Here is a 24,654-nt window from a genome sequence, read left to right on the forward strand (position 1 = left end):
CCGGCTAGTCTCGCAAGCATCCATAACGCCGTAGTCTTCCAACCAGAACGAGCCGGCCATGACAGACCTGTCCCGTACGCATGGATTCGCCAGCCAGGCCCTGGGCCTGCTGGACGGGCGTTTCTTTCGGCCCCCCCTGCCGGAGGGCCATGTGCCGCGCCTGCGCCTGTGTCAGCGTCTGCACACCGGCCTCGGCGGTCGGTTGCTGCTGGTCAACGCCCCGGCGGGTTTTGGCAAAAGCTCGTTGGCCATCGAGTTTTGCGAGGCTTTGCCCGAACACTGGCGCAGCCTGTGGCTTGGCCTGAGTCAGCGAGACGCAGACCCTGGCCGTTTCCTCGAGCGCCTGCTCGAAGGCCTGCAGCAGTACTGCCCGGCCTTGGGTGGTCAGGCCATGGGTTTGCTGAAAATGCGCCAGCGCCACCAGCCGTTTGCCTTTGAAGAGTGGCTTGACGGCTTGCTCGACGAGCTGGCGCTGTACCTGCAAGCGGATACACCGTTGCTGCTCGTACTGGATGATTATCACCTGGCCCAAGGGCCTGTACTTGACCGTTGCCTGCAGTTCTTCCTCAACCACCTGCCGGTCGGCCTGGTGTTGCTGGTTACCAGTCGCCAGCGCCCGGACTGGCACTTGGCGCGCCTGCGGCTGTCGCGTCAGCTTGTCGAACTGAACGAACAGGATTTGCGCCTCACTGCCGATGAGTCGCTGGCCGTGATTGGCCGTCAGCCTACCAGCCTGCGCGGCCAGGCCCTGGACAACCTGATCCAGCGCAGTGACGGCTGGGTGGCCGGCTTGCGCTTCTGGCAGCTGGCGGCTAGCGAGTCTGCCGATGAGCAGGCCTTGCCCCAGGCGTTGCATGGTGGCGAGGGCCTGATCCGCGACTACCTGCTTGAAGAAGTCATCGACATGCTGCCCGCTGATGTACAGGCCTTCTTGTACGAAACCGCCTGCCAGGAGCGTTTCTGCGCCCCACTTTGCGATGCCGTGCGGGGGCGTCACGACAGTGCCGAGATCCTGAGTTTCCTGCAGGCGCACCAGGTATTCCTGGTGCCGCTGGACGAGCATGGTCACTGGTTCCGCTATCACCACTTGTTCTCCGACTTGCTGCGCAGTCGCCAGGCCAGCGAACCGCTGGCCGGCTTGCACTTGCGTGCGAGCCGTTGGTTCGAAGCCCAAGGCCTGCTGGACGAGGCGGTGGAGCAGGCGCTGCGTGCCGGTCACCTTGATGTCGCTGCCGACCTGGTGCAGAGCCTGTCCGAGGAGCAACTGCTGGCTGAACAGAACGTCGGCATGTTGCTGCGCTGGAAGATGGACCTGCCTGACAGCCTGTTGATCAGCACGCCAAGGCTGATCGTGCTTTACAGCTGGGCGTTGGGCCTGGCTTGTCAGTTGGACGCTGCCGAGGAACTGGCTGGCTACCTTAGCCGTTTCCTGCCCGCGCCTTCGGCGACCGCGCAAAAATCGATGTTGGCACAGTGGCTGGCGCTGAGTGGGGTGATTGCCCGTGGCCGTGGCGACCGTGAGCGCACGTTCGCCTATTGCAGCGAAGCGCTGCAGAGCCTGCCAAGCAAGCGCTATGGCCAGCGCCTGGTGTGCCTGTCGACGCTGTCCAACCTGGCCATCGCCGATGGTGATTTCTGGCGTGCCCGAGGCTGGAACCGAGAAGCCCTGGAACTGGCCCAGCGTGTCGGCAACCCCTTGTTCGAGGCATTGGCCCATTACGACCGGGCGCGGGTACTGCACGCCCGTGGCGAAGTATTGCGGGCGCTGGACGAAGTTCGCCAAGGGCTGCAACGCCTGCAAGGGCTGTCGGCGCAGCGGCTGTATGCCGTGCGCGCTCGCCTGACGCTTTACGAAGGCTATCTGTTGGTTTCGCGCCTGCAACCGGCCCAGGGCCGTGCGCGTTTGCGCGCGGGCCTGGGTGAGGCGCGCGCCTGCCGGGACATCAGTGTGCTCATAGGCCATTGCGTGATTGCCACGCTCGATGGGCGGGAAGGGCATTTTGCCGAGGCCTTTGCCGAACTGGCTGAAGCCGAGCGATTGATGCATATCTGGGACGTGCCCCCGGTCTACTACCTGGCCATGATTACCCTGGTCAAATGCGAACTGTGGCTGGCCCAGGGACGTACCGACCTCGCCGAGTCCTGGCTGCTGCGCCTGGGCCAGACCTACGGCGGCGAGCAGCCCGCGGCAGCTCCGGAGTTCCACCCACTGCTGCCGTTGCACATTGCGCTGCAGCAGGCGCTGCTCGAGCGCATACAGTTACGTGGCGACGATGCCGTGCAACGCCTGGCCAGCCTGGTCGAGCGGGGCCAGGCCAATGGCGGCATGATGCTCAGCGTCAGCGCCTTGTGCCAATGGCTCTCCCTGCTGCTGGACGAAGGCCGGGAAGGGCAGGCCGCGCAGTTGCTGCCAAGCTTGCTGGCGGCAGCGCATGGCGGCGTGCTGCAACCGTTCCAGCCACTGCTGGAAAAACACCCGCAATGGCTTTACGAGCACCTGCAGGCGAGTGCCCCTTGCCCGGTTCAGGGCGAGCTGCTCAAGCGCCTGCCGCAGCAGCCAAGCGCCACCACGGGCACCGGCGAAGCCCTGAGCGGCCGCGAACGGGCCGTGCTCGAACTGATTGCCCAGGGCTGTTCCAACCAGCAAATCAGCGAGCGGCTGTTCATTTCCCTGCACACCGTGAAGACCCACGCCAGCCACATCAACAGCAAGCTGGGGGTTGAGCGGCGTACGCAGGCGGTGGCCAAGGCCAAATCCCTGGGGTTGCTGGCGTGATACTGGCCCTGCAGGTCATTGCCCGCTAAAGTGATGGCTTGAGGCCATGGTTTGTGGCCGGTAATGCGCAACCCTCATCTTTCCCGACCAGCTGCCGATACAGCGATCGGTGGCATCGCCTCGCGCGATTTTTCAATCATTCCAAGGCAGGTCGAGTTGATGCTGCAGTACGGGCAAAAAAGCTTTCTGATCGTCGACGACTTTACCGACTTTCGTACGTCGACCCGTTCCATGCTGCGCGAGTTGGGCGTGCGTGACGTGGACACCGCTGACAGCGGCGAGCAGGCGCTGCGCATGTGCGCGCAGAAGCGCTATGACTTCATCCTGCAGGATTTCCACCTGGGCGACGGCAAGAAAAACGGCCAACAGGTGCTCGAAGACCTGATCATCGACAAGCACATCAGCCATGAGTGCGTGTTCATCATGGTCACGGCCGAGAGCAGCCAGGCTATTGTGCTCAGCGCCATCGAGCACGAGCCCGATGCTTATCTGACCAAACCGTTCAACCGGGTTGGCCTGGCTCAGCGCGTCGAGAAGCTGTTCCAGCGCAAGACGCTGCTCAAGCCGATCTTGCAGGCGCTGGACCGCAATCGCCCGGCCGAAGTGCTGGCGGCCTGTGCCGAGCTGTGCAAGAAAGACCCGCGTCTGGCACCGCTGTGCCTGCGCTATCGGGCCGATGCCCTGCGCAACCTCAACCGCTTCGAGGAACTGGAAAAATTCCTCAAGGCCATTCTGGCCAGCCGCCCGCAGCCGTGGGTGTATGCCGCGCTGGGCGCCCTGATGCACAAGCGTGGCCAGAATGCCCAGGCCCAGGGTGTGTACGAGCAGGCGCTCAAGGCGTTTCCGATCATGCCAGGTCTTTACGATGGCATGGCCGAGGTGCTGGTGGCGCAGGGCGACACCCGACGTGCGCAAAACCTGCTTGAAGAAGCGGTGCGCCTGTCGCCGCTGTCGGTGCGCCGGCAGTCGACGCTGGGCAAGCTGGCGCTGGAAAACGAAGACTTCGAGAGTGCATCGAAGGCATTCCGCCATGCGGTAAACCAGGGGCAGAGCTCGCGCTACAAGGATGCCGAAAACAACCTTGGCCTGGTGCAGGCGCTGATGAGCAAGAACGCAGGCTTCGGCCTGGACGCCCGTACCCGGGTCGAGATCAACACCACGCTCAGCGAGGTGGCCAAGGAAAACCCCGAAGACCAAGGCTTGCAGGTGCGTGCGCGGATGATGAAGGCCGCCAGCCTGCAGCAGGCGGGCGACCCGGAAACAGCCGCCAAGCTGACCGAACAGGCGATTCAGCGACTGGACAAGATGAACCAGTTCTTCTCGGTCGATTCGGCCCTGACCGTTGCCGCGCAGTTGCAGGCAATGGGCCAGGACGCCGCTGCCATCGGTGTGTTGAAAAGCTGTGTGGAAAGTTATGGCGATGACCCCAAGGTCATGGAGAAAGTGGGCAAGCTGACCGACGACCCCACTGTGCTCAACGCCATTACCGAAGCGGTCACCCTCAATCGCCAGGGTGTGCGCAGTTACCAGGGAGGGCAACTTGGCGAGGCGTTGCAACTGTTCCGCAAGGCGCTGGGTATGCAGCCGAAGAACATCAGCATCGCCCTTAACACCGCCCAGGCGCTGTTGCGCATCGGCGGTGAAAACCCTCAGCCCGCGATCATGCAGGAATGCCAGGACGCCTTGACCAGCGTGGCCGGTATCCCTGCCAGCGACAATCGCTATGACCGTTACCGCAAACTGCACATCCGAGTGTTCGGCGCATGAATCAAGACAATCAGGGGCTGGATTTTTCCACGGTGATCGCCTCCACCGTGCACGACCTCAAGAGCTCTTTGTCAGCGTTGATCCAGTCCCACAACCAGTGGATGGAACGTTTGCCCGAAGAGCTGCGTGGTGGTGCCGAGCAGGGGATCATGGAGCACGAGTTTCGCCACCTCAACGGCATGCTGGTGCAACTGCTGGGGCTCTACAAACTGGGTATCAACCAGCTGCCGGTGTGCCCGGATTACCATGAGCTGGACGACTTCATCGAAGCCCAGCTGGCGGCGCACCAGGAAGTGCTGAAGCACAATGACATCCTCGCCACCTGGCGCATCGACACCGACAACCCGCTGGGTTTCTTCGACCGCGAACTGGTGGCCTCGGTGATCGCCAATGTCATCACCAACGCCACCCGCTTTGCCGGGCATGCCTTGCTGATCACCATCGAAGAGGCAGACAACCAGCTGGCAATCTGCGTGAACGATGACGGCCCGGGCTATCCAAAGCACATGCTCGAGCGCCAGGAGGAGTACATCCAGGGCATCGACTCGACCAGCGGCAGCACTGGCCTGGGCCTCTATTTTGCGGCGCGGATCGCGGCATTGCATGAAAGCGGCGGGGTGCGCGGGCGGATCGAAATTTCCAATGGCGGGGCGCTTGGGGGCGGGCTGTTCAGGTTGTTCCTGCCTTAGGATGTGTGGCGCCTGTGAGATCGAGCGACGCCCGCGCGGCGCTCTATCTCATGAGCGCCAAACCTCCCAAGGCATGAACCTCGTGCACCCACCTCATTTTCCTGTCAGGCTCTGAGCAAACTCCAGTTTTACCGCCGAGAGCATCATGACCCAATCCCCGCCTGCGATCATCCGCGAAACCTTCCGCGTAGGCCCCCTGCAATGCAATTGCACCCTGATCGGCGACCCATTGACCAAAAAGGCCATCGTCGTCGACCCGGGCGGCGACCCGGACAAGATCCTGGCGCGCCTGCAAGCCCACGGCCTGACGCTGGTCAGCATCATCCACACCCACGCGCACTTCGATCACTTCCTCGCCTCAGGCAAACTCAAGGAACTGACCGGCGCTACTTTGCACCTGCACAAGGACGACCAGGTGCTGTGGGACAATCTGGAGATGCAGTGCCAGATGTTCGGCGTTCCCTACACTCCGGTGCCGTCACCCGACCGCTGGCTGGGCGATGACGAAGAGCTGGCCTGTGGCTGCGGTGTGGCGCTGCACACGCCAGGGCACACGCCGGGCTCGATGAGCTTCTGGTTCGCCGATGCCAAGCTGTTGATTGCCGGTGACACCCTGTTCCGCCGTGGCATTGGCCGCACCGATTTGTGGGGTGGTGACCAGCGGGCGATCGTGCGTTCCATCAAGGAGCGGCTGTACCGGCTGGACGAAGAGGCCATCGTGGTGACCGGCCACGGGCCCGATACCCGGCTGGGCGATGAAATGCGCGAAAACCCCTTCGTACGTGCCTGATGGCACATGAAGGCACTTTCATGGAATTTTTCGTTGCCGATGCAATCCAAGGCTGGCATAGATCCCTTTGAGATCTGCCGCATTTATGAATTTCAGTAGGAGCTTGTCCATGTTCACCATGCGTCGTCTGATTATCGTCGCAACTGCCGCTGCCCTGATGACCGGCTGTGCCGGCCAGAACCCTTATGACAACCAGGGTCAGGCACAGGGCTCCACGGGGATGAGCAAGACCGCCAAGTACGGCGGCCTGGGTGCACTGGCCGGCGCCATTGCCGGTGCTGCCATCGACCACAACAACCGTGGCAAGGGTGCACTGATCGGCGCCGCTGCGGTGGGTGCTGCCGCTGCCGGTTACGGCTACTACGCCGACAAGCAGGAAGCAGAGCTGCGCGCGCAGATGGCCAACACCGGTGTGGAGGTTCAGCGCCAGGGTGACCAGATCAAGCTGATCATGCCGGGCAACATCACCTTCGCCACCGACTCGGCCAACATCGCCCCTAGCTTCTACTCGCCGCTGAACAACCTGGCCGGCTCGTTCAAGCAGTTCAACCAGAACACCATCGAAGTGGTCGGTTTCACCGACAGCACTGGCAGCCGCCAGCACAACATGGACCTTTCCCAGCGCCGTGCGCAGGCGGTCAGCACCTACCTGACCTCGCAGGGTGTGGATGCCTCGCGTATCTCGGTGCGTGGCATGGGCCCGGACCAGCCGATCGCCAGCAACGCCGACGCCAATGGCCGTGCACAGAACCGCCGGGTGGAAGTGAACCTGAAGCCGATTCCAGGCCAGCAGTATGACCAGCAGCAAGGCCAGGTTCAGCAGTATCCCTGATTGATCGCCGGGGCCGCTTTGCGGCCCCAGGCCTCTAGCGCACCACGCTGGCCTGAATCGCCGTCAGGGCAATGGTATGCACGATATCGTCAACCTGAGCCCCACGCGGCAGGTCGTTCACCGGCTTGCGCAGCCCTTGAAGCATCGGCCCTAGGCTCACCCCGTCAGCACTGCGTTGCACCGCCTTGTGCGTGGTGTTGCCGGTGTTCAGGTCGGGGAACACGAATACCGTGGCACGGCCGGCCACCTGGCTACCCGGCGCCAGGTCCCGTGCAATCGCCGGGTTGGCCGCCGCGTCGTACTGCAATGGCCCATCGATCAGCAACGCCTGCGCTGCGCCTTGTGCCAGGCGTGTGGCTTCGCGCACCTTCTCCACTTCCTCATCGCTAGCCGAGTCGCTCGAATAACTGATCATCGCCACGCGTGGCGCGATGCCGAAGGCTTGTGCCGATTCAGCGCTCTGCCGGGCGATCTCGGCCAGTTCGTTAGCGCTCGGGTGAGGGTTCATCACGCAGTCGCCGTACACCAGCACCTGCTCGGGGAACAACATGAAGAACACCGACGACACCAGGCTTGAACCCGGCGCGGTCTTGATCAATTGCAGGGCAGGGCGGATGGTGTTGGCAGTGGAGTGCACCAGGCCCGAGACCAGGCCGTCCACTTCGTCCAGGGCCAGCATCATGGTGCCGATCACCACCGGGTCTTCCAGTTGTTGCTCGGCCATCGGCGCGTTGAGGTTCTTGCTCTTGCGCAGCTCGACCATCGGCTCTACATAACGCCCGCGAATCAGCTCGGGGTCGAGGATTTCCAGGCCTGGCGGCAAGGTGATGCCTTGGGCCCGGGCCACGGCATCGACATCCTCGGGCTTGGCCAGCAGCACGCAGCGGGCAATGCCACGGGCCTGGCAGATGGCCGCAGCCTGCACCAACAGCGGCTCGGCGCCCTCCGGCAGGACGATGCGTTTGTTGGCCTGCTGCGCCCGCTGGATCAGCTGGTAACGGAACACCGCTGGCGACAGGCGCATCTCACGCGGGGTGCCGCAGCGTTGGTGCAGCCAGGCCGCGTCGAGGTGGCTGGCGACGAAGTCGGTGATGAACCCGGCGCGCTCGCGGTCGTCGACCGGAATTTCGCGGTTCAGCGAATTGAGCTGGTTGGCGGTGTCGTACGAACCGGTGCTGACCGACAGGATTGGCAGGCCAGCCTGCAGTGCGCCGCGGCATAGCCCAAGGATGCGCGCGTCAGGCTTGCTGTCACTGGTCAGCAGCAGCCCGGCGAGCGGTACGCCATTGATCGCCGCCAGGCTGACGGCGAGGATGATGTCGTCGCGATCGCCTGGGGTGACCACCAGGGTGCCCGAAGTCAGTAGCGGCACCGTGTTGGCCACAGTGCGCGCGCAAATGATGATCTTGCTCATGCGCCGTTGTTCGTAGTCGCCAGCGTTGAGCACCTGGGCGCCGAGCAGCTCAGCCACGTCGCGGGTGCGCGGGGCATTCAATTCAGGCTGGTAGGGGATGCAGCCGAGCAGGCGGAAATCGTTGCCGCGCAGCAGGGGGGAGTGCTCGCGCAGGCGGGTGGCGAAGTCTGCCATGCTTTCGTCGGTGCGTACCTTGTTGAGGATGACGCCGAGTACTTTCGGGTCGCGCGGGCCACCAAACAGCTGGGCCTGCAGTTCGACCCGGCCGGACAACTCGCTGAGCACTTCGTTTTCCGGGGCCGACACCAGAATCACCTCGGCATCCAGGCTCTTGGCCAGGTGTAAGTTGACCCGCGCCGCATAGCTGGCATGGCGGGTGGGTACCATGCCCTCGACCACCACCACGTCATTGCCGATGCAGGCTTGCTGGTAGAGGCGGATGATTTCTTCGAGCAACTCGTCCAGTTGGCCGTCACCGAGCATACGCTCGACCTGAGCCAGGCTCAGGGGCACCGGGGGCTTGATGCCATGGGTGCGGGCCACCAGTTCGGTGGAGCGCTCGGGGCCGGTGTCACCCGGGTGGGGCTGGGCGATCGGCTTGAAGAAGCCGACCTTCAGGCCGGCGCGCTCCAGGGTGCGCACCAGGCCCAGGCTGATGGAGGTCAGGCCGACACCGAAGTCGGTCGGCGCAATGAAAAATGTCTGCATGCGTGCTTCTCGAAATAAGCGGTGCAAGAAATTAACGGCCAAGGGTAGCGCTATCGGCCCCCTGTGCGCACCAACCGCACGCGAAAGGCTGGCCAATGTGCTGCGCACGCTGTGCCGGGTCGAGCACCCAGGGGCGTGCCTGCCACGGCGGTTGGTGGCGCAGGTGTTGGGTATGGCCGCAGGACAGTTCGGCCACCCAGTGGCCTTCTTCGTCCTGGTGGAAGCCGGTGATCCGACTGATGGGCCGTTGCTCGTCCGCAGTGCGTTCGCATTCGGACGATGGCTTGGTTACACTTGTGCGCTCTACATTCTTTTGCAAAAGGTCTTGCCCCATGCTGATCGCCGCCAACAAGGCTGTCTCCATCGACTATACCCTGACCAACGACGCCGGGGAGACCATCGACAGCTCCGCCGGTGGCGCGCCGCTGGTTTACCTGCACGGTGCCGGCAACATCATCCCGGGCCTGGAAAAAGCCCTGGAAGGCAAACAAGCCGGTGACGAGCTGAACGTTTCCATCGAGCCGGAAGACGCCTACGGCGAATACCTGGCCGAGCTGGTCAGCACCCTGAACCGCAGCCTGTTCGAAGGCGTCGACGAGCTGGAAGTGGGCATGCAGTTCCACGCTTCGGCACCGGACGGCCAGATGCAGATCGTCACCATCCGCGACCTCGACGGCGACGACGTCACCGTTGACGGCAACCACCCGCTGGCTGGCCAGCGCCTGACCTTCCAGGTCAAGGTCGTCGACGTGCGTGACGCCAGCGAAGAAGAAATCGCTCACCGTCACATCCACGGTGAAGGTGGTCATCACCACTGATTTTCTGCGCTAAGCTCAGAAAGTCGCCAGGCGCTCGGACAAGCCGATTTGCCTTCCTTCGGGAGGTGGACGGTTTGGACGAGCGCCTTTTTAGTGGGCGAAATTCGCCTGCGCGGCAACCGGGAACCTGAGAGGGGATGTCATCATGAGTGCATTTCACGACCTGAAACTGGACGCGCTGAACGGAGGGGAGCTGCCCCTGGCCCCGTTCAAGGGCCAAGTGGTGCTGGTGGTCAACGTCGCTTCCAAGTGTGGGCTCACGCCGCAATATAAGGCCCTGGAAAACCTCTACCAGGTTTACAAGGACAAGGGCTTCAACGTGCTTGGCCTGCCGTGCAACCAGTTTGCCGGGCAGGAGCCAGGCAGCGAAAAGGAAATTCAGGAGTTTTGCAGCCTCAACTATGGGGTGAGCTTCCCGCTGGGGGGCAAGCTGGAGGTCAACGGGCCGCAGCGCCATTCGCTGTACCGCCTGCTGGCGGGCGAAGGAGCCGAGTTTCCGGGCGACATCACCTGGAATTTCGAGAAGTTTCTGGTGGGCAAGGATGGGCGGGTGCTGGCGCGCTTTTCACCGCGTACAGCGCCGGATGATCCGGCGGTTGTGCAGGCAATCGAGAAGGCGTTGGCCTGAAACAGATTTGGCAAGTGCATCCCGTACCCTGTGGGAGCGGGTTTACCCGCGAAGGGTCCACCGCGGTGGATGGCACCGGCTATGCCGGTGTTCGCGGGTGAACCCGCTCCCACAGGTTCTCCGATCAACCGCGAGATGCTGTTGAGCCAGGCTTGATTGCCAATGCGGTGATTTTGTTCTTTTCCGGTGTTGGGTCACTTTGCCTGCAGGCGTTGTACAGATACTCCTCAAACTGCTCGACAATCGCCGGCCAGCCCTGGCGGCTGGCATGCTGTCGCGCATTCAGGCGCACCCGGCGCAATGTTTCCTCTTCTTCCAGCAGCCAGCAAGCCGAATCGACAAACGCCGCCTGATCCCCCGGCATGGCCAGCGCACCGCTGTGACCATGGCGAATATGCTGCGCTGCGGCGGCCTCGTCGTAAGCGACCACAGCCAACCCCGAAGCCATGGCTTCGAGCACTACATTGCCAAAGGTTTCGGTCAGGCTCGGGAACAGAAACAGGTCACCGCTGGCATAGTGCTCGGCCAGCACCTCACCTCGCTGTGCGCCACAGAACACCGCATCCGGCACCTGCTGTTGGAGTGCTGAACGCTGCGGGCCGTCACCCACCAGGATCAGGCGCAGGCGTTTCTGTGGATAAGTCTTCTGCAATGCCTCAAGGCACGGGCGCAGTAGCCCGAGGTTCTTTTCCACCGCCAGCCGCCCGACATGCAGCACGGCGATATCGTCCGGGCCTAGCCCCCAGCTTTCACGCAACGCCTGGCTGCGCCGGGCCGGGTTGAACAGGCAGGCATCGACACCTCGGGCCAGCAGGTCCAGGCGCTCGAAACCACGGCGTTCAAGTTCCAGACGCTGGCTGAGGCTGGGCACCAGGGTGATCGCTGTACGCCGATGGAACCAGCGCAGATAGTGGGTGAGCAGGCGCGCCAGCAAACCCAGGCCATATTGGCCGGAATACTGCGGGAAGTTGGTGTGAAAGCCACTGACCACCGCCAGCCCCAGGCGCCTGGCTGCGCGCAGGGCGCTGAGCCCCAGCGGCCCTTCGGTGGCGATGTACAGCACATCCGGGCGCTGCCGGCGCCAGCGGCGCATCAGTTTGTGCATCGACACCTCGCCCCACTGCAAGCCCGGGTAGCCGGGCAGGGCCCAGCCACGGCACAACATCAGGTTTGGGTCGTTGTGCGCCGGCGTTTCATTGGCCTGGCGCGGGCGTACCACTTCAACCTCATGGCCACGTTGACGTAGCCCTTCGCTGAGGCGGCCAAGGGTGTTGGCCACGCCGTTAATTTCGGGTGGGAAGGTTTCGCTGACCAAGGTAATGCGTAGGGCGGGTGTATTCATGACAAAAAGTTTCCGCCTGCTGGGTTGCGCCAATGTGACCACCATGTGACATACAGATGACGCCTGACCGCCGACGCTTCCGGCTTTTTGAATATTTCCTGGCGCGACACTCAAGAAGGTGCAGGCGGCAGCCGATGCAGATGCATTCGACTATGTGATGCGCTCCAGGAGAGCGGTGATGTTCAACAACAAGCTCAAGCAAGAAATCCGGCAGCTGCGCGAAGACCTGATGTCCATCGAACAGGTCAAGAGTAGCCTCGACAACGAGATGCTGGTACTTCAACTCGACCCCCAGGGACGGATCGAGATGGTCAACGGCAACTTCGAGAGCGAAATGCTCTACCGTGCCGAACAATTGCTTGGACGCAACATCGAGGACATCGTCCCCGCGCATGTGAAGTCGCTGGATTTCTACCAGCGCATGAAAAGCGCGATCACCCGTGGCGAGCACTTGAACGGCGCGTTCCGCCTGTTGCGCGGCAATGGTCAGGAAGCCTGGTTGCGCTCGATCCTGCAGCCGGTCAAGAGCAGCGAGGGGCGCATCAAGTATTTCACCCTGCATTCCAGCGACCTCACGCGCACCATCGAGACCTCGCGCGAGCATGAAAGCCTGATCAAGGCGTTGATGCGGTCCACCGCTGTTATCGAGTTCGACCTCGACGGCACCATCCTCACTGCCAATGACCGTTTCCTGGCCTCCGTTGGCTACCGCCTGGAGCAGATTCGCGGCAAGCACCACCGCATGTTCTGCGAGCCGGAGGAGGCCAACTCGGCCGGCTACCAGGCGTTCTGGGAAAAACTGCGCCGTGGTGAATATGTTGCCGAACGCTTCAAGCGCATCGATGCCCATGGCCGGGTGATCTGGCTGGAGGCCTCGTATAACCCGATTTTCGACGCCCATGACGTGCTGTACAAAGTGGTCAAGTTCGCCACCGTGATTACCGATCAGGTCAATCAGGAACAGGCGGTGGCGGAGGCAGCAGATGTTGCCTACAACACCTCGCTGGGTACCGATGTCAGCGCCCAGAAGGCCACCGATGTGGTTACCCAGACCGTCAGCGTGATGCGCGGTCTGGAAGCGTCGATGCAGGAGGCGGCCGAGGGCATTCAGGCGCTGGATACCCAGTCGCGGGTAATCGGCTCCATCATCAAGACCATCAGCGACATTGCCGGGCAGACCAACCTGCTGGCGCTCAACGCCGCTATCGAGGCGGCCCGTGCCGGCGAGCAGGGGCGGGGTTTTGCCGTGGTTGCCGACGAAGTGCGTCAACTGGCTTCGCGCACCAGTACCGCCACCGAGGAGATCGCCCGGGTGGTGAAGCAGAACGAGCAGCTGGCGCAGGCGGCGGTGGCGATCATCGACACCAGCAAGCGCCAGGCCGAGCAGGGGCTGGCACTGGCTGACGAGACGGGTAGCGTGATTGTCGAGATCCAGGACGGGGCGAAACGGGTGGTGGATGTGGTGGGGCAGTTTTCCAGCCGGTTGGGGCAGTGACGTGTTTTGACAGGGCCGCATCGCGGCCCCTATGGGAGACCCAGCCCTTTTGGGGTTGCACTCCCGCGCCCAGAACAACCTAGCCCCCGCCAGCGACTGCCAGACAACATCCCCTTTCTCGTCATCAAGCTATCATCGCCAAGTCCCCAGCCGCCAAGCTGTTCACGCCTGCCAGCGTAACCACTGCTACAGAGTTGTTATTGGCCGCACCGTCTGAGTCGTAGTAGAGGGTGTGATCCTCTTGGTTGAATGTCAGGTGTGCTCCCTCTGCCTCGGTTTGTGCATTGCCGCTTGCGAATGCGTCCGCCAAGGTTTTGCCATGTAGGTCAAATACTGCGCTATTCAGGGCAATCAGATCGCTGCCTGGGGTGAAGTCGGTGATCTGATCAGGTGTTGAACCGGGGAGTTGGGCGAACTGGAAGGTGTCGTTACCTGCGCCGCCAGTGAACAGGTCGGTGGCCGAAGTGCTCACGAGAATGTTGTCGTTACTGTCTCCGTTAATAGAGTTTTTGGCATTCGATGCTGGGTCTGCCCCTACGAAAAGTCCAGTGCTTGTGGTGAAAGATACATCATCGATGGCAAATGACGCTCCACCATCATGTACCTCGACTTTCGCTATCGCTAGACCATGAGAGGTAACCGAAAGCAACGTATTAGCGGGTGCATTCGCTGGCAACAATGCCTAGCCAACGAGATTGTTGCTTGCGTCGTAAGCGAATATTCCGACATCAACGGGGCCTGTCAGATAAGCTGATACTGTTCTGACATCGGGGATGGACAAACTAAAGCTCATTAGCCCGCCAGGGCTGTAGGCCACTTGCGTGCCTGAATGTGATAGGAACCCTAAAAAGATTGCGTTAACTCCATTAGCACCATTTGCGACAACGCTTTGACTCTGATATTGGTTGGTAATAGGTACCTCATCACCAAGGGTATCAAAGTTAAGAGTTGTGGTTGTTCCTCCTCCGCTGAGTCCACGACTTAGCGTGTTACCTGCTACATCCTCGATTGAAAGCGTTACCCCCACCTGGCCAGCCTGAAACCCCCTGAGATCCACAACACCATTTTGCCCCAAGGCTACGTGCCCTGCATTGTCGCGGAACGTTACGATGGCTGTCGCATCTGCATCTAGACCCGATAGTGAATATGAAACGGCACCTTTTGACTCTCCGGGGATGTATTGGTCCAAGAATGTAATCAGCGCAGGCTGCCCGAGGTCTGCATTAGTATCCAGGTTATAGGTATGCCCAACCCCCGCACGAATATTGCCTGCCGAGTCGATGACACGCACATCAAGCGCATGCTCTCCGTCGACGAGATCGATCAAGGTCGTCCATGTATGGGGATCCGGTAACACAGTGGCGTTGATCCAAGTATTGCCGCCATCCGCAGTCACCTGAATGATTTCGCCATCGTTCAGGAGGTCTGTAAACGTACCGGTGACTGCCTGGTGATGGGCGTTCGTAATGAAGTCCCCAGCCAGGCCAGTGTCGTCACTTAGCAGGTTAACGCTGGCCACCGCCGTAGGATTGGTCGTGTCGAGTTGCAGCTGTGTGCCGATACCCGTTGCCGTGTTGCCAAATGAATCGGTGGCGGAAACTGTTACCGATATTGGTCCGTCATTTAGCCCAGATAGATCGGCAATGCCGTTGCTACCGAGGACTGAGTGAGTACCGTCACTGAAAGTGATGGTTGCCACTGCGTCACTATCAAGTCCGGTGATCGTGTAAGGGACTGCGGTTTTATGGGCAGCTCCAACGATACTGTCACTCAAGGCGACCGCCAAAGGTTGATCGCGGTCGGCTGAACTGTCTATAACGAGAGCAGGCGCTGGCGTAATTGCATAAGTCAAAGTATCAATGGCAAGGAGATCAGCACCACCGTCGATATAGATCTTGCTGATAGGCGTAGCGAATGACGTCAGTTGCAATTGAGCGTTTATGCTGCCCGCAGGAACCGTAGCGCTGGCCACGATAACGTTACTGCCGCTGTAGGCATACGCTGTTACCCCCACCATGGTGGATACGTACATACTAACTCGAGCCACCAAGCCCAGGCTGCTGGAAAAGTTGACATCAATAAAACCTGTGTCCGTAAAGGCCAGATGCGTGCCAGACTGCGCGGGAAAACTGGGTTGGCTACTGATAACGATCCCAGTGCCAAACGTGACACCGTTGTATTGATTGGCCAGTGCCGTACCTTCGGCGACGTTATCGAAATTGATCGTTGTCTGAGCCCCTCCACCGCCTATTATTACGCCTCGCTGCGCTATATTTCCGGCCAAATCGGTGGCCGTCAATAACACGCCTATTGGCCCATCATTCAATCCTGAAAGGTCAGCAACGCCTGCAATGCCCACAGCCTCATGTCCAATGAGATCGCGGAACACCACAGTCGCTGTGTCATCGGCGTCCAGACCTTCAATACTGTATGCAACCGAATGCTTTTCCGCGCCGTTAATCTGAACATCTGGTAGAACCAAGCGCAGGTTGAAATCACGGTCTGCGTTGTCATCGTATTGATAGCTATGCCCTAGCCCCGCTTGGACTTCACCCCCTGCATTGATTGTCCGCACCAGGAAATCGGTGTAATCAATGGACAGCTCCACCCCTTGAGCACTCCAGGTGTGTCCCGACGCGTCAATCACTGCCGATACCCAGGTTTCTCCCCCGTTGGCAGTCACCTCAATCCGTTCACCTGCGTTCAAACTTCCAGTAAAGGAGCCAGAGATCGTTTGAAATTCGACATTGGTGATGAAATCTCCAGCCACACCACTGTCATTGCTGAGTGCCGTGACCGTTGCCACTGCCGTTGGCACATCCGGTACAGCTGTTACATCGATATTAAGTGTGTAGGCCGCGACCGAGTACGCCACACCATCGCCAACCTTGAAGCTGATACTCGCGTACCCCGCACCATTGGCATTCGCCGCCGGCACGAACTGCAGTTTTCCGGCATCAAGGTCAACCTTGCTGATCACCTGATTCTGCACCACGGCGACCCAATTACTACCGCTCAGGTACAGAAGGCTACCGGCGCTCGGCAAGCGGGTAATCATCACCGAGACTAACGGGTTGTTTTCCGGGTCGGTGTAACTACCGAAGTCACCGACACCGAGGGTGAGGGCAGTAGCTTCCGGGGTGGTCTGGCTGTCGTTGGTCGAGGTTGGCGCGGCGTTGGGCTGGGCAGCAGCGGCCTTCAAGGTCGCGGTGTTCCAGGTGATGCCGTTGTCAAAGCGGACGCGGTCGATCTCATTGTCGGCGCGCAGGTAAAAGCCCGAAACTGTCAGGGTTTCAGCCGTGGCCAGTACCCGCATTTGCAAGTCGTTGCCTACGCGGGCGAAGCGGACCTGGTTGCTGTTCAGACCGACCAGTTGCAACGTATCGACATCGCTTGCAGCACCGCCGCTGTTGTCGATCAGATCGTTGCCATAACCCTGTGCATACACATAGGTATCGCTGCCTTGTCGCCCCGCGAGTTGATCGCTGCCGGTGCCGCCATCGAGTCGGTCATTGCCAGCGCCACCCATCAAAACATCATTGCCTTCGCCGCCAAACAGCACATCGTTGCCAGCACCGCCATCGAGCCGGTTATTGCCGGTATTACCAATCAATGTGTTATCCAGACCGTTGCCCGTACCATTAAGGTTAGCGCTGCCGGTCAGTGTCAGGTGCTCTACATTGTTGCCTAGGGTGTAGCTGATGCTGGCGCGTACAAGATCATCGCCACCACCGGCTGCCTCCACCACCACATCGCCAGCGGCATCGACCATGTAGGTGTCATTGCCTTGCCCACCAACCATCAGGTCGTTACCGGAGCCACCGTCCAGGGTGTCGTTGCCGTAATTGCCATATAGCTGATCATTGCCACCCAGCCCGAGAAGCGTGTCATCGGTGGGGTTGCCATTGATGATGTCAGCACCTGCGGTAGGTGTGACTGGCACGTAATAGAGGTTCGCCAGCGCTTCGCTTACGCCCCAGCGAGTGCCGTCGGCAAACACGATGCCTTCAAGGGCGTGGTCCGCATCCAGGAAGCACTGGCTGACAGTGAGGGTTTCGCCGGTGGCCAATACACTGAGCACCAGGTCAAACCCCACACGGGTGAGGCGTATCTGGCTGGACGTGAGATTGGTTAGTTGAATGAGGTCAACATCACTGGCGGCACCACCCGAATTGTCGATGACATCGTTGCCATAGCCGCGACCATAGCGGTAGACATCGTTGCCACGGCCACCGAAAAGCCGGTCATTGCCAGTGCCGCCATCCAGGATGTCGTTTCCTGCATTCCCTTGCAGGATATCGTTACCGCCTAATCCATTGATTGTGTCTGCTGAAGTGGTGCCAGTTAAGGTATTGGCAGCGTCGTTGCCATTGATAATAGCCATGACTAACACCTATGGATTAGTAGGATTGTTAGTTGACTTTAGTTAAGGGGCCGCTTCGCTTAGAGCCCCCAGGATAACTGGTTGTGCCGCTCGTCCAATCGCAATACGTCTTTGTCTCAGCAATCGTTGGGATGGATTCAAGTTCGCATCGAGTGCTTTGCCACTGGCGCATCACCTTTTTCGCGCACCCAGAACAACGTAGCCCCGGCCACCGCCGCCGGCATCATCACCACGTTCACCCCCGGAATCATCAACGCCAGGTAGGTAATCCCGCCAAAGCCCAGGCTCTGCCAGCGCTTGCTGCGCAGCCAGGCGAGCATGTCCTGCCAGCTCATCTTGTTGTTGTCCGCCGGGTAGTCGATGTACTGGATAGCCATCATCCACACCCCGAACATCAGCCACAGCGGCGCGGCCACCACGTTGACCACCGGGATCAGCGAAAGAATGAACAGGCCGATGGCGCGTGGCAGGAAGTAGCCCAGCTTGCGCATTTCACGGCTGAAGGTGCGCGGCACCATGGCCACCAGCTCACCCCAGCTGAACGCCGGGAAGTTGTCCTGGCCACGTACCACCACCTCGACCTTTTCTGCCAGGAAGCCGTTGAACGGCGCGGCAATGATGTTGGCCACCAGGGTGAAGGTGAAGAACACCATCAGCACCAGCAAGGCCACGAACAGCGGCCAGAGAATGTAGCTGAGGAAGCTCAGCCAGTCCGGCAGCGTTGGCATCAGGGCATCCAGCCACAGGCCGAACTGGTGGCCGGCGAAGTAGATCATGCCACCGAACAACAGCAGGTTGACCGCCAACGGCAGCAGCACGAACAACCGCAGGTTGGGGCTCAGCACCAGTTTCAGGCCTTCGCGCAGGTACTGGGGGCCGGAGAGGACAGGGGCTTGCATCGGGATACTCCGCAGAGAGGGAAAACGCGCTGACCTTACCGACTTTGCCGCGCCGACGAAAGGCGACAGGTAAGCGGGAAACGGGCTGTAACAAAAGCGCGGGTGCTTCGACTATCGATGAAATCGAAGCATAGAGGATGCCTATGAGGTGGATTGTCGAAGGATATTTCCTTAATCTTTGCGACCTCGCTACAGTGCGCTCAACTTTCCGCTTTTCGGGCCTGCGCGTTGTAGCCTTCCCCAAGTGCTGCGTGGGTCCGTTTTAATTTTCCAGCTGGCGCAGCCGGTACACCGATGCCGGCCCGTGCGGCCCGCTCGACAGGAGTTCGACATGTCTGAAGTACGTCATTCGCGCGTCATCATTCTCGGTTCCGGCCCTGCCGGTTACAGTGCTGCGGTCTACGCTGCCCGCGCCAACCTCAAGCCGCTGCTGATCACCGGCATGCAGGCCGGCGGCCAGCTGACCACTACCACCGAAGTCGACAACTGGCCGGGCGACCCCCACGGCCTGACCGGCCCGGCCCTGATGCAGCGCATGCAGGAACACGCCGAGCGTTTCGAGACCGAAATCGTCTTCGACCACATCAATGCCGTCGACCTGGCCAACAAGCCGTTCACCCTGCAGGGTGACAGCGGCAAGTACACCTGCGACGCACTGATCATCGCCACCGGTGCAAGCGCCCGCTACCTGGGCCTGCCGTCGGAAGAAACCTTCATGGGCAAGGGTGTTTCGGCCTGCGCCACCTGCGACGGTTTCTTCTACCGCAACAAGCCGGTCGCTGTGGTTGGTGGTGGCAACACTGCCGTGGAAGAGGCGCTGTACCTGGCCAACATCGCCAGCAAGGTGACCCTGGTTCACCGTCGCGAGACCTTCCGCGCCGAGAAGATCCTGGTCGACAAGCTCAACGCCCGTGTGGCCGAAGGCAAGATCGAGCTCAAGCTCAACGCCACCCTGGACGAAGTGCTGGGTGACAACATGGGCGTGACCGGTGCGCGCCTGAAGAACAACGACGGCAGCAGCGACGAAATCAAGGTCGACGGCGTATTCATCGCCATTGGCCACACCCCGAACACTTCGCTGTTCGAAGGCCAGCTGACCCTCAAGGACGGCTACCTGGTGGTCAACGGCGGCCGTGAAGGCAACGCTACCGCCACCAACGTTGAAGGTGTGTTCGCTGCGGGTGACGTGGCTGACCACGTTTACCGTCAGGCCATTACCTCGGCCGGCGCTGGCTGCATGGCGGCCCTGGACGTGGAGCGTTACCTGGACGGCCTGGCCAACGCCTCGTTCTGATCCAAAGACGCCGGGCCCTCAGCAACGGCAACAAAAAACCGGCTCGATGGCCGGTTTTTTTATTGCCCGCAAGCAGCTTACAGGCTCAAGCGCATCGACAGGTCAACCGCCTTCACATCCTTGGTCATGGCACCAATCGAGATGTAGTCCACGCCGGTTTCGGCAATCACACGCAGGGTCGTTTCGTTGACCCCGCCACTGGCCTCCAGCTTGGCCTTACCGGCGTTAATGCGCACTGCTTCGCGCATTTCGTCCAGGTTCAGCTCGTCGAGCATGATGATGTCCGCGCCAGCGGCCAGCGCCTCGCGCAGTTCATCCAGGCTTTCCACTTCGATCTCAACCGGCTTGCCCGGTGCAATGCGGTGTGCCGCGGCCACGGCCTCGGCCACGCCGCCGCTGGCCGCGATGTGGTTTTCCTTGATCAGGAAGGCGTCGTACAGGCCGATGCGGTGGTTGTCGCAGCCGCCGCAGGTTACCGCGTACTTTTGCGCCAGGCGCAGGCCCGGCAGTGTCTTGCGGGTGTCCAGCAGGCGCACCTGGGTGCCTTCCACCAGGTCGGCGAGGAAGCGCGCACGGGTGGCTACCCCCGACAGCATCTGCAGGAAGTTCAGCGCACTGCGCTCACCGCTCAACAGCGAACGGGCCGGACCTTCCAGGTGGAATAGCGGCTGGTTGGCAGTCGCCCGCTCACCGTCCGCCACCTGCCAGTGCACCGCCACGCGTGGGTCGAGCTGACGGAAAACGGCGTCTACCCAGGCGGTGCCGGCGATCACGCAGTCTTCGCGGGTGATGATGGTCGCTTTGGCGAGGCGCTCGGCCGGGATCAGCTGCGCAGTGATATCGCCACTGCCGATGTCTTCCAACAGTGCACGGCGCACGTTGGCTTCGATTTCAGCGGTCAGGTCGGCGAGGCGTAGGTTCGGCATGTTCGGCTCCACAAGCTAGATGCCCGCGATTATAGGGCAGGGGGCCGGTGTGTACAGCCGCCTTGGCGATGACCGTTGGTCGGGCATCGTGAGCAATCGAAGCCCAACCGGGTCTTTAACCGGTCGGTGAAACGGCGCTGGCAGCACTGCGATTTTTTACCGATAATAACGCCCAGTATTTGGCGTCATAGCTTTGACGACCATCGGCCCCTTCGGGCAAGACACCCTGCAAGGAGTCCAGGATGCAAAAAGAAGGCAAGGTGGTGCCCTTGGCGGCAGCCATCGAGCGAGGGGGGCGTATGCCGCTGCCTTGCCTTCCCGTGTTGTTGCTACAGGTCCGCGACAAAGCTGCCCTGCAGTTGCGCCAGGGCCTGCAGGACTTGTTCGACAATGCCGATGACACACTCTTCGAAATGGCCGACAAGGCCTTCGACCGTTGTGACCAGCATCTGTACTTCGAAGCCATGCGTGATCTGAGGCTCAAGCGCAAAAGCATCGAACGTGGCTTTCTCGATACCTTCCATGACACTTACGCCCGCATCGGCCAGGCAGACCCGCTGGCGCATCTGGCCGAACCGGGCAGCTTGCGTAGCAAGGCACAACCGGAACGAGCTGCGGCAATAGAAGGCATGGTTGCACGGGTGCTGTCACGCGATGGTATTGGCCTGCAGCAACTGGGCCTGCGTTTGCAGGCCCTGCTCGATCGCCCCATACATGAACAGCACAACCCGTTGGGCCCTGCCGCATTGTGCGGGTACTTCCTGGACGCCGGGCGCAATCTGGGGGTTGGTTTGCGGGTCAAGCTGGTGCTGCTCAAGCTGTTCGAGCGCTATGTACTGCGCGATGCAGATGTCCTCTATGCCGACGCCAACCAGTTGTTGGCTGCAGCCGGCGTACTGCCGGAGTTGCAACCGGCACCGCGCCGGCGCGCTGAAGACCGGCGTTTGCGGGCACGACGAGGGCCGGTAAGCCAAGACCAGGACGTTGGGGCAGATGCGGCTGGGCTGGCGTATTTTGCCTCGTTGCAAACGTTGTTGGCCCCGGCGCGTGGGCAGTTCGCACCGCGATTGCAGGCGGTGGCTGCTGCCCAGCCGATCAGCACTGCAGACCTGATTCGCCTGCTTTCGCACTTGCAGCACTATGTACCCACACCTCACGAGGCAGATGACTTCGAGCTCGGCCAGCAGCTTGAGCAGCTGCTGTTGCGGGTCAGTGTGCGCAGCGGCATGCGCCGGCGCATCGCCGTGGACGATGAGGACGTGATCAACCTGGTCGGCTGGCTGTTCGCCTTCATCCAGAACGATGACAACCTGCCGGCCAGCCTGCGCGCACTGCTTGTGCGCCTGCATATTCCCTTGCTCAAGGTAGCGCTGCTGGACAAGGGGCTATTCAGTCGGGCCAGCCACCCGGGGCGCCGGTTGATCAACGAGATTGCGGGCGCGGCCATTGGCTGGGAGTGCGGCAGCGAAGGCCAGCGTGACAGCCTTCACCTGCGGGTAGAACGCATAGTTCAGCGCCTGCTCAATGATTTTGCCGAAGATGCTGGCCTGTTTGCCGAGCTCCTTGATGAGTTCCTTGCATTCAACCTGGAGGAACGGCGGCGCAACGAGCTGCTTGAGCAGCGTACCCGCGATGCCGAAGAGGGGCGTGCGCGTGCCTTGCAGGCCCGGCAGCAGGTGCAGCGGGCGCTCAACCAGCGCCTGCGTGGGCGGGTATTGCCACTGGTCGTGGTGCAGATGCTGGTGCAGGCCTGGAGCCAGGTGCTGCAGCTGGCCTGGCTTAAGCAAGGTGAGGCCTCCCAGAGCTGGCGGGATGCCCTGCAAACCGTGGATGCGCTACTGGCCAGCATTACCATCGGGCATGAGCCGCAAGCACTTTTGCAGCAGGTGCCGGGCCTGCTCAAGGCGCTGCGCGATGGCTTGGCCAGCGTGGCTCTGGATTCGGCAGCAACGCGTGAATTTTTCCTGCAACTGGAGCAGTTGCACCTGCTTGCCTGTGCGGGCACCGCGCCACCGGCGGGTAGTGACAAGCCCTTTGCCGAGGTGCTGGTGGACGAGGATATCGTGCTGGCCATTGCCGAAGAGCCAGCCTGCGCACCGCTGCAGTTTGTCGATGGGCAGGCGGCAACGTTGCGGCAAGTGCAGCGCTTACGCATTGGTAGCTGGGTTGAAGTAATGGATGACGACGAACTGCTGCGATGCAAACTGGTGGCGCACATCGATCGCAGCGACAGGTTGGTATTCGCCAACCGTACTGGCATGAAAGTGCGTGAGTGGAACAGCGCCGGCCTGGCCCAGGCACTGCACCGAGGGGACGTACGGATGCTGGATGACGGATTGTTGTTCGAGCGGGCGCTGGAGGCGGTGCTCGATGGGTTGCGGCAACCGTAGATGCAGTAGGCTGAAACATTACAATCATTCACATGCAAACGGTGTAGGTGGCAGGGCATACTGTGGTTCTGTTCACGGCGCTTTCAGGAACTGCCCCATGCAATTGGACCGTGCCACTGGCTGGTTCCACGGAATCGGAATCACCCACTGCCCCTCGCCGAACTTCAATTCCCGTCCCGAAGGCGATTCGATTTCCCTGTTGGTGATCCACAACATCAGCCTGCCGCCGGCCTGTTTTGGAACCGGCAAGGTGCAGCAGTTCTTCCAGAACCGCCTGGACCCCGACGAACATCCTTATTTTGCCAGCATCAGCCAGTTGACCGTGTCGGCGCACCTGTTTGTCGAGCGTGACGGGGCGGTGACCCAGTTCGTGTCGTTGCTCGAGCGCGCCTGGCACGCGGGTGTGTCGCGCTTCGATGGGCGCGAAGGCTGCAACGATTTTTCCATCGGCATCGAGCTGGAAGGCACCGACGACCTGCCTTATACCGATGCCCAGTACGGCGTGCTGGAGCAGCTTACCCGGCACATTCGTAGCGCTTGGCCGGCCATCGACCTGGGCCGCATTCAGGGCCACAGCGACATTGCCCCGCAACGCAAGACCGACCCCGGCCCATCCTTCGATTGGCCGCGCTACCGCGAAGCGTTGTTGCACAACGAGGAAAAGGCATGAGTTTTCTGGTGTTGCTGCTGGCGCTGTGGGTCGAGAAGTTTTCGGCCCTGCGCCACCAAGTGCAGCGTGATGGGTTCTTCCTCGGCGAGTTGGTGCGGCTGGAGCGCAGCGGCAAGGTGCACCCGTGGTGGACGCTGGCCATTCTGGTGCTGGCACCGGTAATGCTGCTGGTGTTGCTGCTGCATGTGCTGGAGCCGGTGGCGTATGGGCTGTTGGCCTTGCCGGTGCACCTGCTGGTGCTGGTCTACAGCTTGGGCCGTGGCGATGCCAAGGCGTCGCTTGGGGCGTTCCGCGATGCCTGGCGGCGCGGTGATGACCAGGCGGCGCTGCATGTTGCAGAGCGTGACCTGGGCCTGGCCGCCGACGAGCCGCACAGCTTGCTGGTAAGGGTGCAGGGCAACCTGCTGTGGCAGGTGTACCAAGGCTTTTTTTCGGTGATCTTCTGGTACTTCGTGCTGGGGCCTGGTGCGGCGCTGGCTTATCGCTTGCTGGCGTTGTGCGGCGAGCACAGCAAGCAACCGACGTTGAAGGCCCGGGCCGAGCAGTTGCGGCATATCATGGACTGGTTGCCGGTGCGGGTGCTGGCATTGAGTTTTGCCCTGGTTGGCAACTTCCTCGCGGTCACCCGGGTGATGCTGCATGAGGTGCTCAACTGGCACATCAGCGCTGCGCACCTGGTGGCCAGGGTAGGGCGCATTGCCGACGATATTCCCGAGGAAGAAGACAGCCAGCGCGGGTTGGGGCGGCTGGACAGCTTGTGGGAACTGCTGCTGCGCTGTGCGGTGCTGTGGTATGCCGGGTTTGCGTTGTGGACGGTGCTGGTCTGAACTGA

At 61.3% G+C, this 24,654-nt stretch carries 18 protein-coding genes and 2 pseudogenes; 13 read left to right on the top strand and 7 right to left on the bottom strand.

The window, feature by feature from the left end; genetic code table 11:
• Window positions 1–58: 58 nt before the first annotated feature.
• The 5 genes from QQL85_RS00905 (at window position 59) to QQL85_RS00925 (ending at window position 6,854) form a co-directional block, all read left to right on the top strand.
• Window positions 59–2,776, top strand: a complete 2,718-nt coding sequence (locus tag QQL85_RS00905) for a LuxR C-terminal-related transcriptional regulator (RefSeq protein WP_284356245.1) — start codon at window positions 59–61, stop codon at window positions 2,774–2,776.
• A 159-nt stretch (window positions 2,777–2,935) separates the two neighbouring features.
• Window positions 2,936–4,543, top strand: coding sequence for a tetratricopeptide repeat-containing response regulator (locus QQL85_RS00910; RefSeq protein ID WP_284356378.1), 1,608 nt, complete (start codon window positions 2,936–2,938; stop codon window positions 4,541–4,543).
• Complete coding sequence (locus QQL85_RS00915; RefSeq protein WP_284356244.1) at window positions 4,540–5,232, top strand: sensor histidine kinase; 693 nt, start codon at window positions 4,540–4,542, stop codon at window positions 5,230–5,232. The genes QQL85_RS00910 and QQL85_RS00915 overlap by 4 nt, the downstream gene beginning before the upstream one ends.
• Before the next feature lie 145 nt (window positions 5,233–5,377).
• Window positions 5,378–6,022, top strand: a complete 645-nt coding sequence (locus tag QQL85_RS00920; RefSeq protein WP_284356243.1) for an MBL fold metallo-hydrolase — start codon at window positions 5,378–5,380, stop codon at window positions 6,020–6,022.
• Window positions 6,023–6,131: 109 nt separating this feature from the next.
• A complete protein-coding gene (locus QQL85_RS00925; protein WP_016501466.1) occupies window positions 6,132–6,854 on the top strand; it encodes an OmpA family protein in 723 nt (240 codons plus the stop codon).
• A gap of 34 nt (window positions 6,855–6,888) precedes the next feature.
• Here QQL85_RS00925 and pta read toward each other — a convergent pair whose 3' ends face one another.
• Window positions 6,889–8,976, bottom strand: coding sequence for a phosphate acetyltransferase (gene pta / locus QQL85_RS00930; protein WP_284356242.1), 2,088 nt, complete (start codon window positions 8,974–8,976; stop codon window positions 6,889–6,891).
• Window positions 8,977–9,007: 31 nt separating this feature from the next.
• On the bottom strand, window positions 9,008–9,310 hold the full coding sequence (locus tag QQL85_RS00935; protein ID WP_284356241.1) for a DUF3565 domain-containing protein: 303 nt from the start codon (window positions 9,308–9,310) through the stop codon (window positions 9,008–9,010).
• Between QQL85_RS00935 and QQL85_RS00940 the strand changes: the two genes are divergently transcribed.
• Window positions 9,309–9,794, top strand: a complete 486-nt coding sequence (locus QQL85_RS00940; protein ID WP_016501463.1) for an FKBP-type peptidyl-prolyl cis-trans isomerase — start codon at window positions 9,309–9,311, stop codon at window positions 9,792–9,794. The two genes, QQL85_RS00935 and QQL85_RS00940, sit on opposite strands and share 2 nt — an antisense overlap.
• A gap of 145 nt (window positions 9,795–9,939) precedes the next feature.
• On the top strand, window positions 9,940–10,422 hold the full coding sequence (locus QQL85_RS00945; RefSeq protein WP_025337716.1) for a glutathione peroxidase: 483 nt from the start codon (window positions 9,940–9,942) through the stop codon (window positions 10,420–10,422).
• Window positions 10,423–10,546: 124 nt separating this feature from the next.
• Here the strand turns inward: QQL85_RS00945 and QQL85_RS00950 are convergent, their stop codons facing one another.
• Window positions 10,547–11,764, bottom strand: a complete 1,218-nt coding sequence (locus QQL85_RS00950; protein ID WP_284356240.1) for a glycosyltransferase family 4 protein — start codon at window positions 11,762–11,764, stop codon at window positions 10,547–10,549.
• A gap of 307 nt (window positions 11,765–12,071) precedes the next feature.
• Here QQL85_RS00950 and QQL85_RS26685 point away from each other — a divergent pair.
• Window positions 12,072–12,671: pseudogene (locus QQL85_RS26685) on the top strand (PAS domain-containing protein); the annotation flags it as partial.
• Between the two features lie 171 nt (window positions 12,672–12,842).
• Window positions 12,843–13,259 (top strand): annotated as a pseudogene (locus QQL85_RS26690) (methyl-accepting chemotaxis protein); the annotation flags it as partial.
• A gap of 124 nt (window positions 13,260–13,383) precedes the next feature.
• On the opposite strand, the gene QQL85_RS00960 reads toward QQL85_RS26690, so the two are convergent.
• The 3 genes from QQL85_RS00960 to cysZ form a co-directional block, all read right to left on the bottom strand.
• Window positions 13,384–13,731, bottom strand: a complete 348-nt coding sequence (locus QQL85_RS00960; protein ID WP_284356238.1) for a M10 family metallopeptidase C-terminal domain-containing protein — start codon at window positions 13,729–13,731, stop codon at window positions 13,384–13,386.
• Between the two features lie 210 nt (window positions 13,732–13,941).
• Complete coding sequence (locus tag QQL85_RS00965; protein ID WP_284356237.1) at window positions 13,942–17,643, bottom strand: calcium-binding protein; 3,702 nt, start codon at window positions 17,641–17,643, stop codon at window positions 13,942–13,944.
• A 137-nt stretch (window positions 17,644–17,780) separates the two neighbouring features.
• On the bottom strand, window positions 17,781–18,542 hold the full coding sequence (gene cysZ, locus QQL85_RS00970; RefSeq protein ID WP_284356236.1) for a sulfate transporter CysZ: 762 nt from the start codon (window positions 18,540–18,542) through the stop codon (window positions 17,781–17,783).
• Window positions 18,543–18,873: 331 nt separating this feature from the next.
• Between cysZ and trxB the strand changes: the two genes are divergently transcribed.
• A complete protein-coding gene (trxB, locus tag QQL85_RS00975; protein WP_003247318.1) occupies window positions 18,874–19,836 on the top strand; it encodes a thioredoxin-disulfide reductase in 963 nt (320 codons plus the stop codon).
• Window positions 19,837–19,913: 77 nt separating this feature from the next.
• On the opposite strand, the gene nadC is transcribed toward trxB, so the two are convergent.
• On the bottom strand, window positions 19,914–20,762 hold the full coding sequence (gene nadC, locus QQL85_RS00980; RefSeq protein ID WP_027615751.1) for a carboxylating nicotinate-nucleotide diphosphorylase: 849 nt from the start codon (window positions 20,760–20,762) through the stop codon (window positions 19,914–19,916).
• A gap of 242 nt (window positions 20,763–21,004) precedes the next feature.
• Between nadC and QQL85_RS00985 the strand changes: the two genes are divergently transcribed.
• The 3 genes from QQL85_RS00985 to ampE all read left to right on the top strand — a co-directional run bounded on the left by QQL85_RS00985 (window position 21,005) and on the right by ampE (window position 24,649).
• Window positions 21,005–23,152, top strand: coding sequence for a DUF1631 domain-containing protein (locus QQL85_RS00985; protein ID WP_284356235.1), 2,148 nt, complete (start codon window positions 21,005–21,007; stop codon window positions 23,150–23,152).
• Between the two features lie 97 nt (window positions 23,153–23,249).
• Window positions 23,250–23,822 carry a 1,6-anhydro-N-acetylmuramyl-L-alanine amidase AmpD gene (gene ampD, locus QQL85_RS00990; protein ID WP_284356234.1) on the top strand — a complete coding sequence of 191 codons (573 nt, stop codon included), beginning with the start codon at window positions 23,250–23,252 and terminating at the stop codon, window positions 23,820–23,822.
• Window positions 23,819–24,649: a regulatory signaling modulator protein AmpE gene (ampE, locus tag QQL85_RS00995; protein ID WP_284356233.1), complete on the top strand. Its 831-nt coding sequence runs from the start codon at window positions 23,819–23,821 to the stop codon at window positions 24,647–24,649. Before ampD ends, ampE begins: the two co-directional genes overlap by 4 nt.
• The last annotated feature ends 5 nt before the right edge of the window (window positions 24,650–24,654 follow it).

The sequence above is a fragment of the Pseudomonas putida genome (assembly GCF_030159595.1).
GTDB classification, from domain to species: Bacteria; Pseudomonadota; Gammaproteobacteria; order Pseudomonadales; family Pseudomonadaceae; genus Aquipseudomonas; species Aquipseudomonas putida_AC.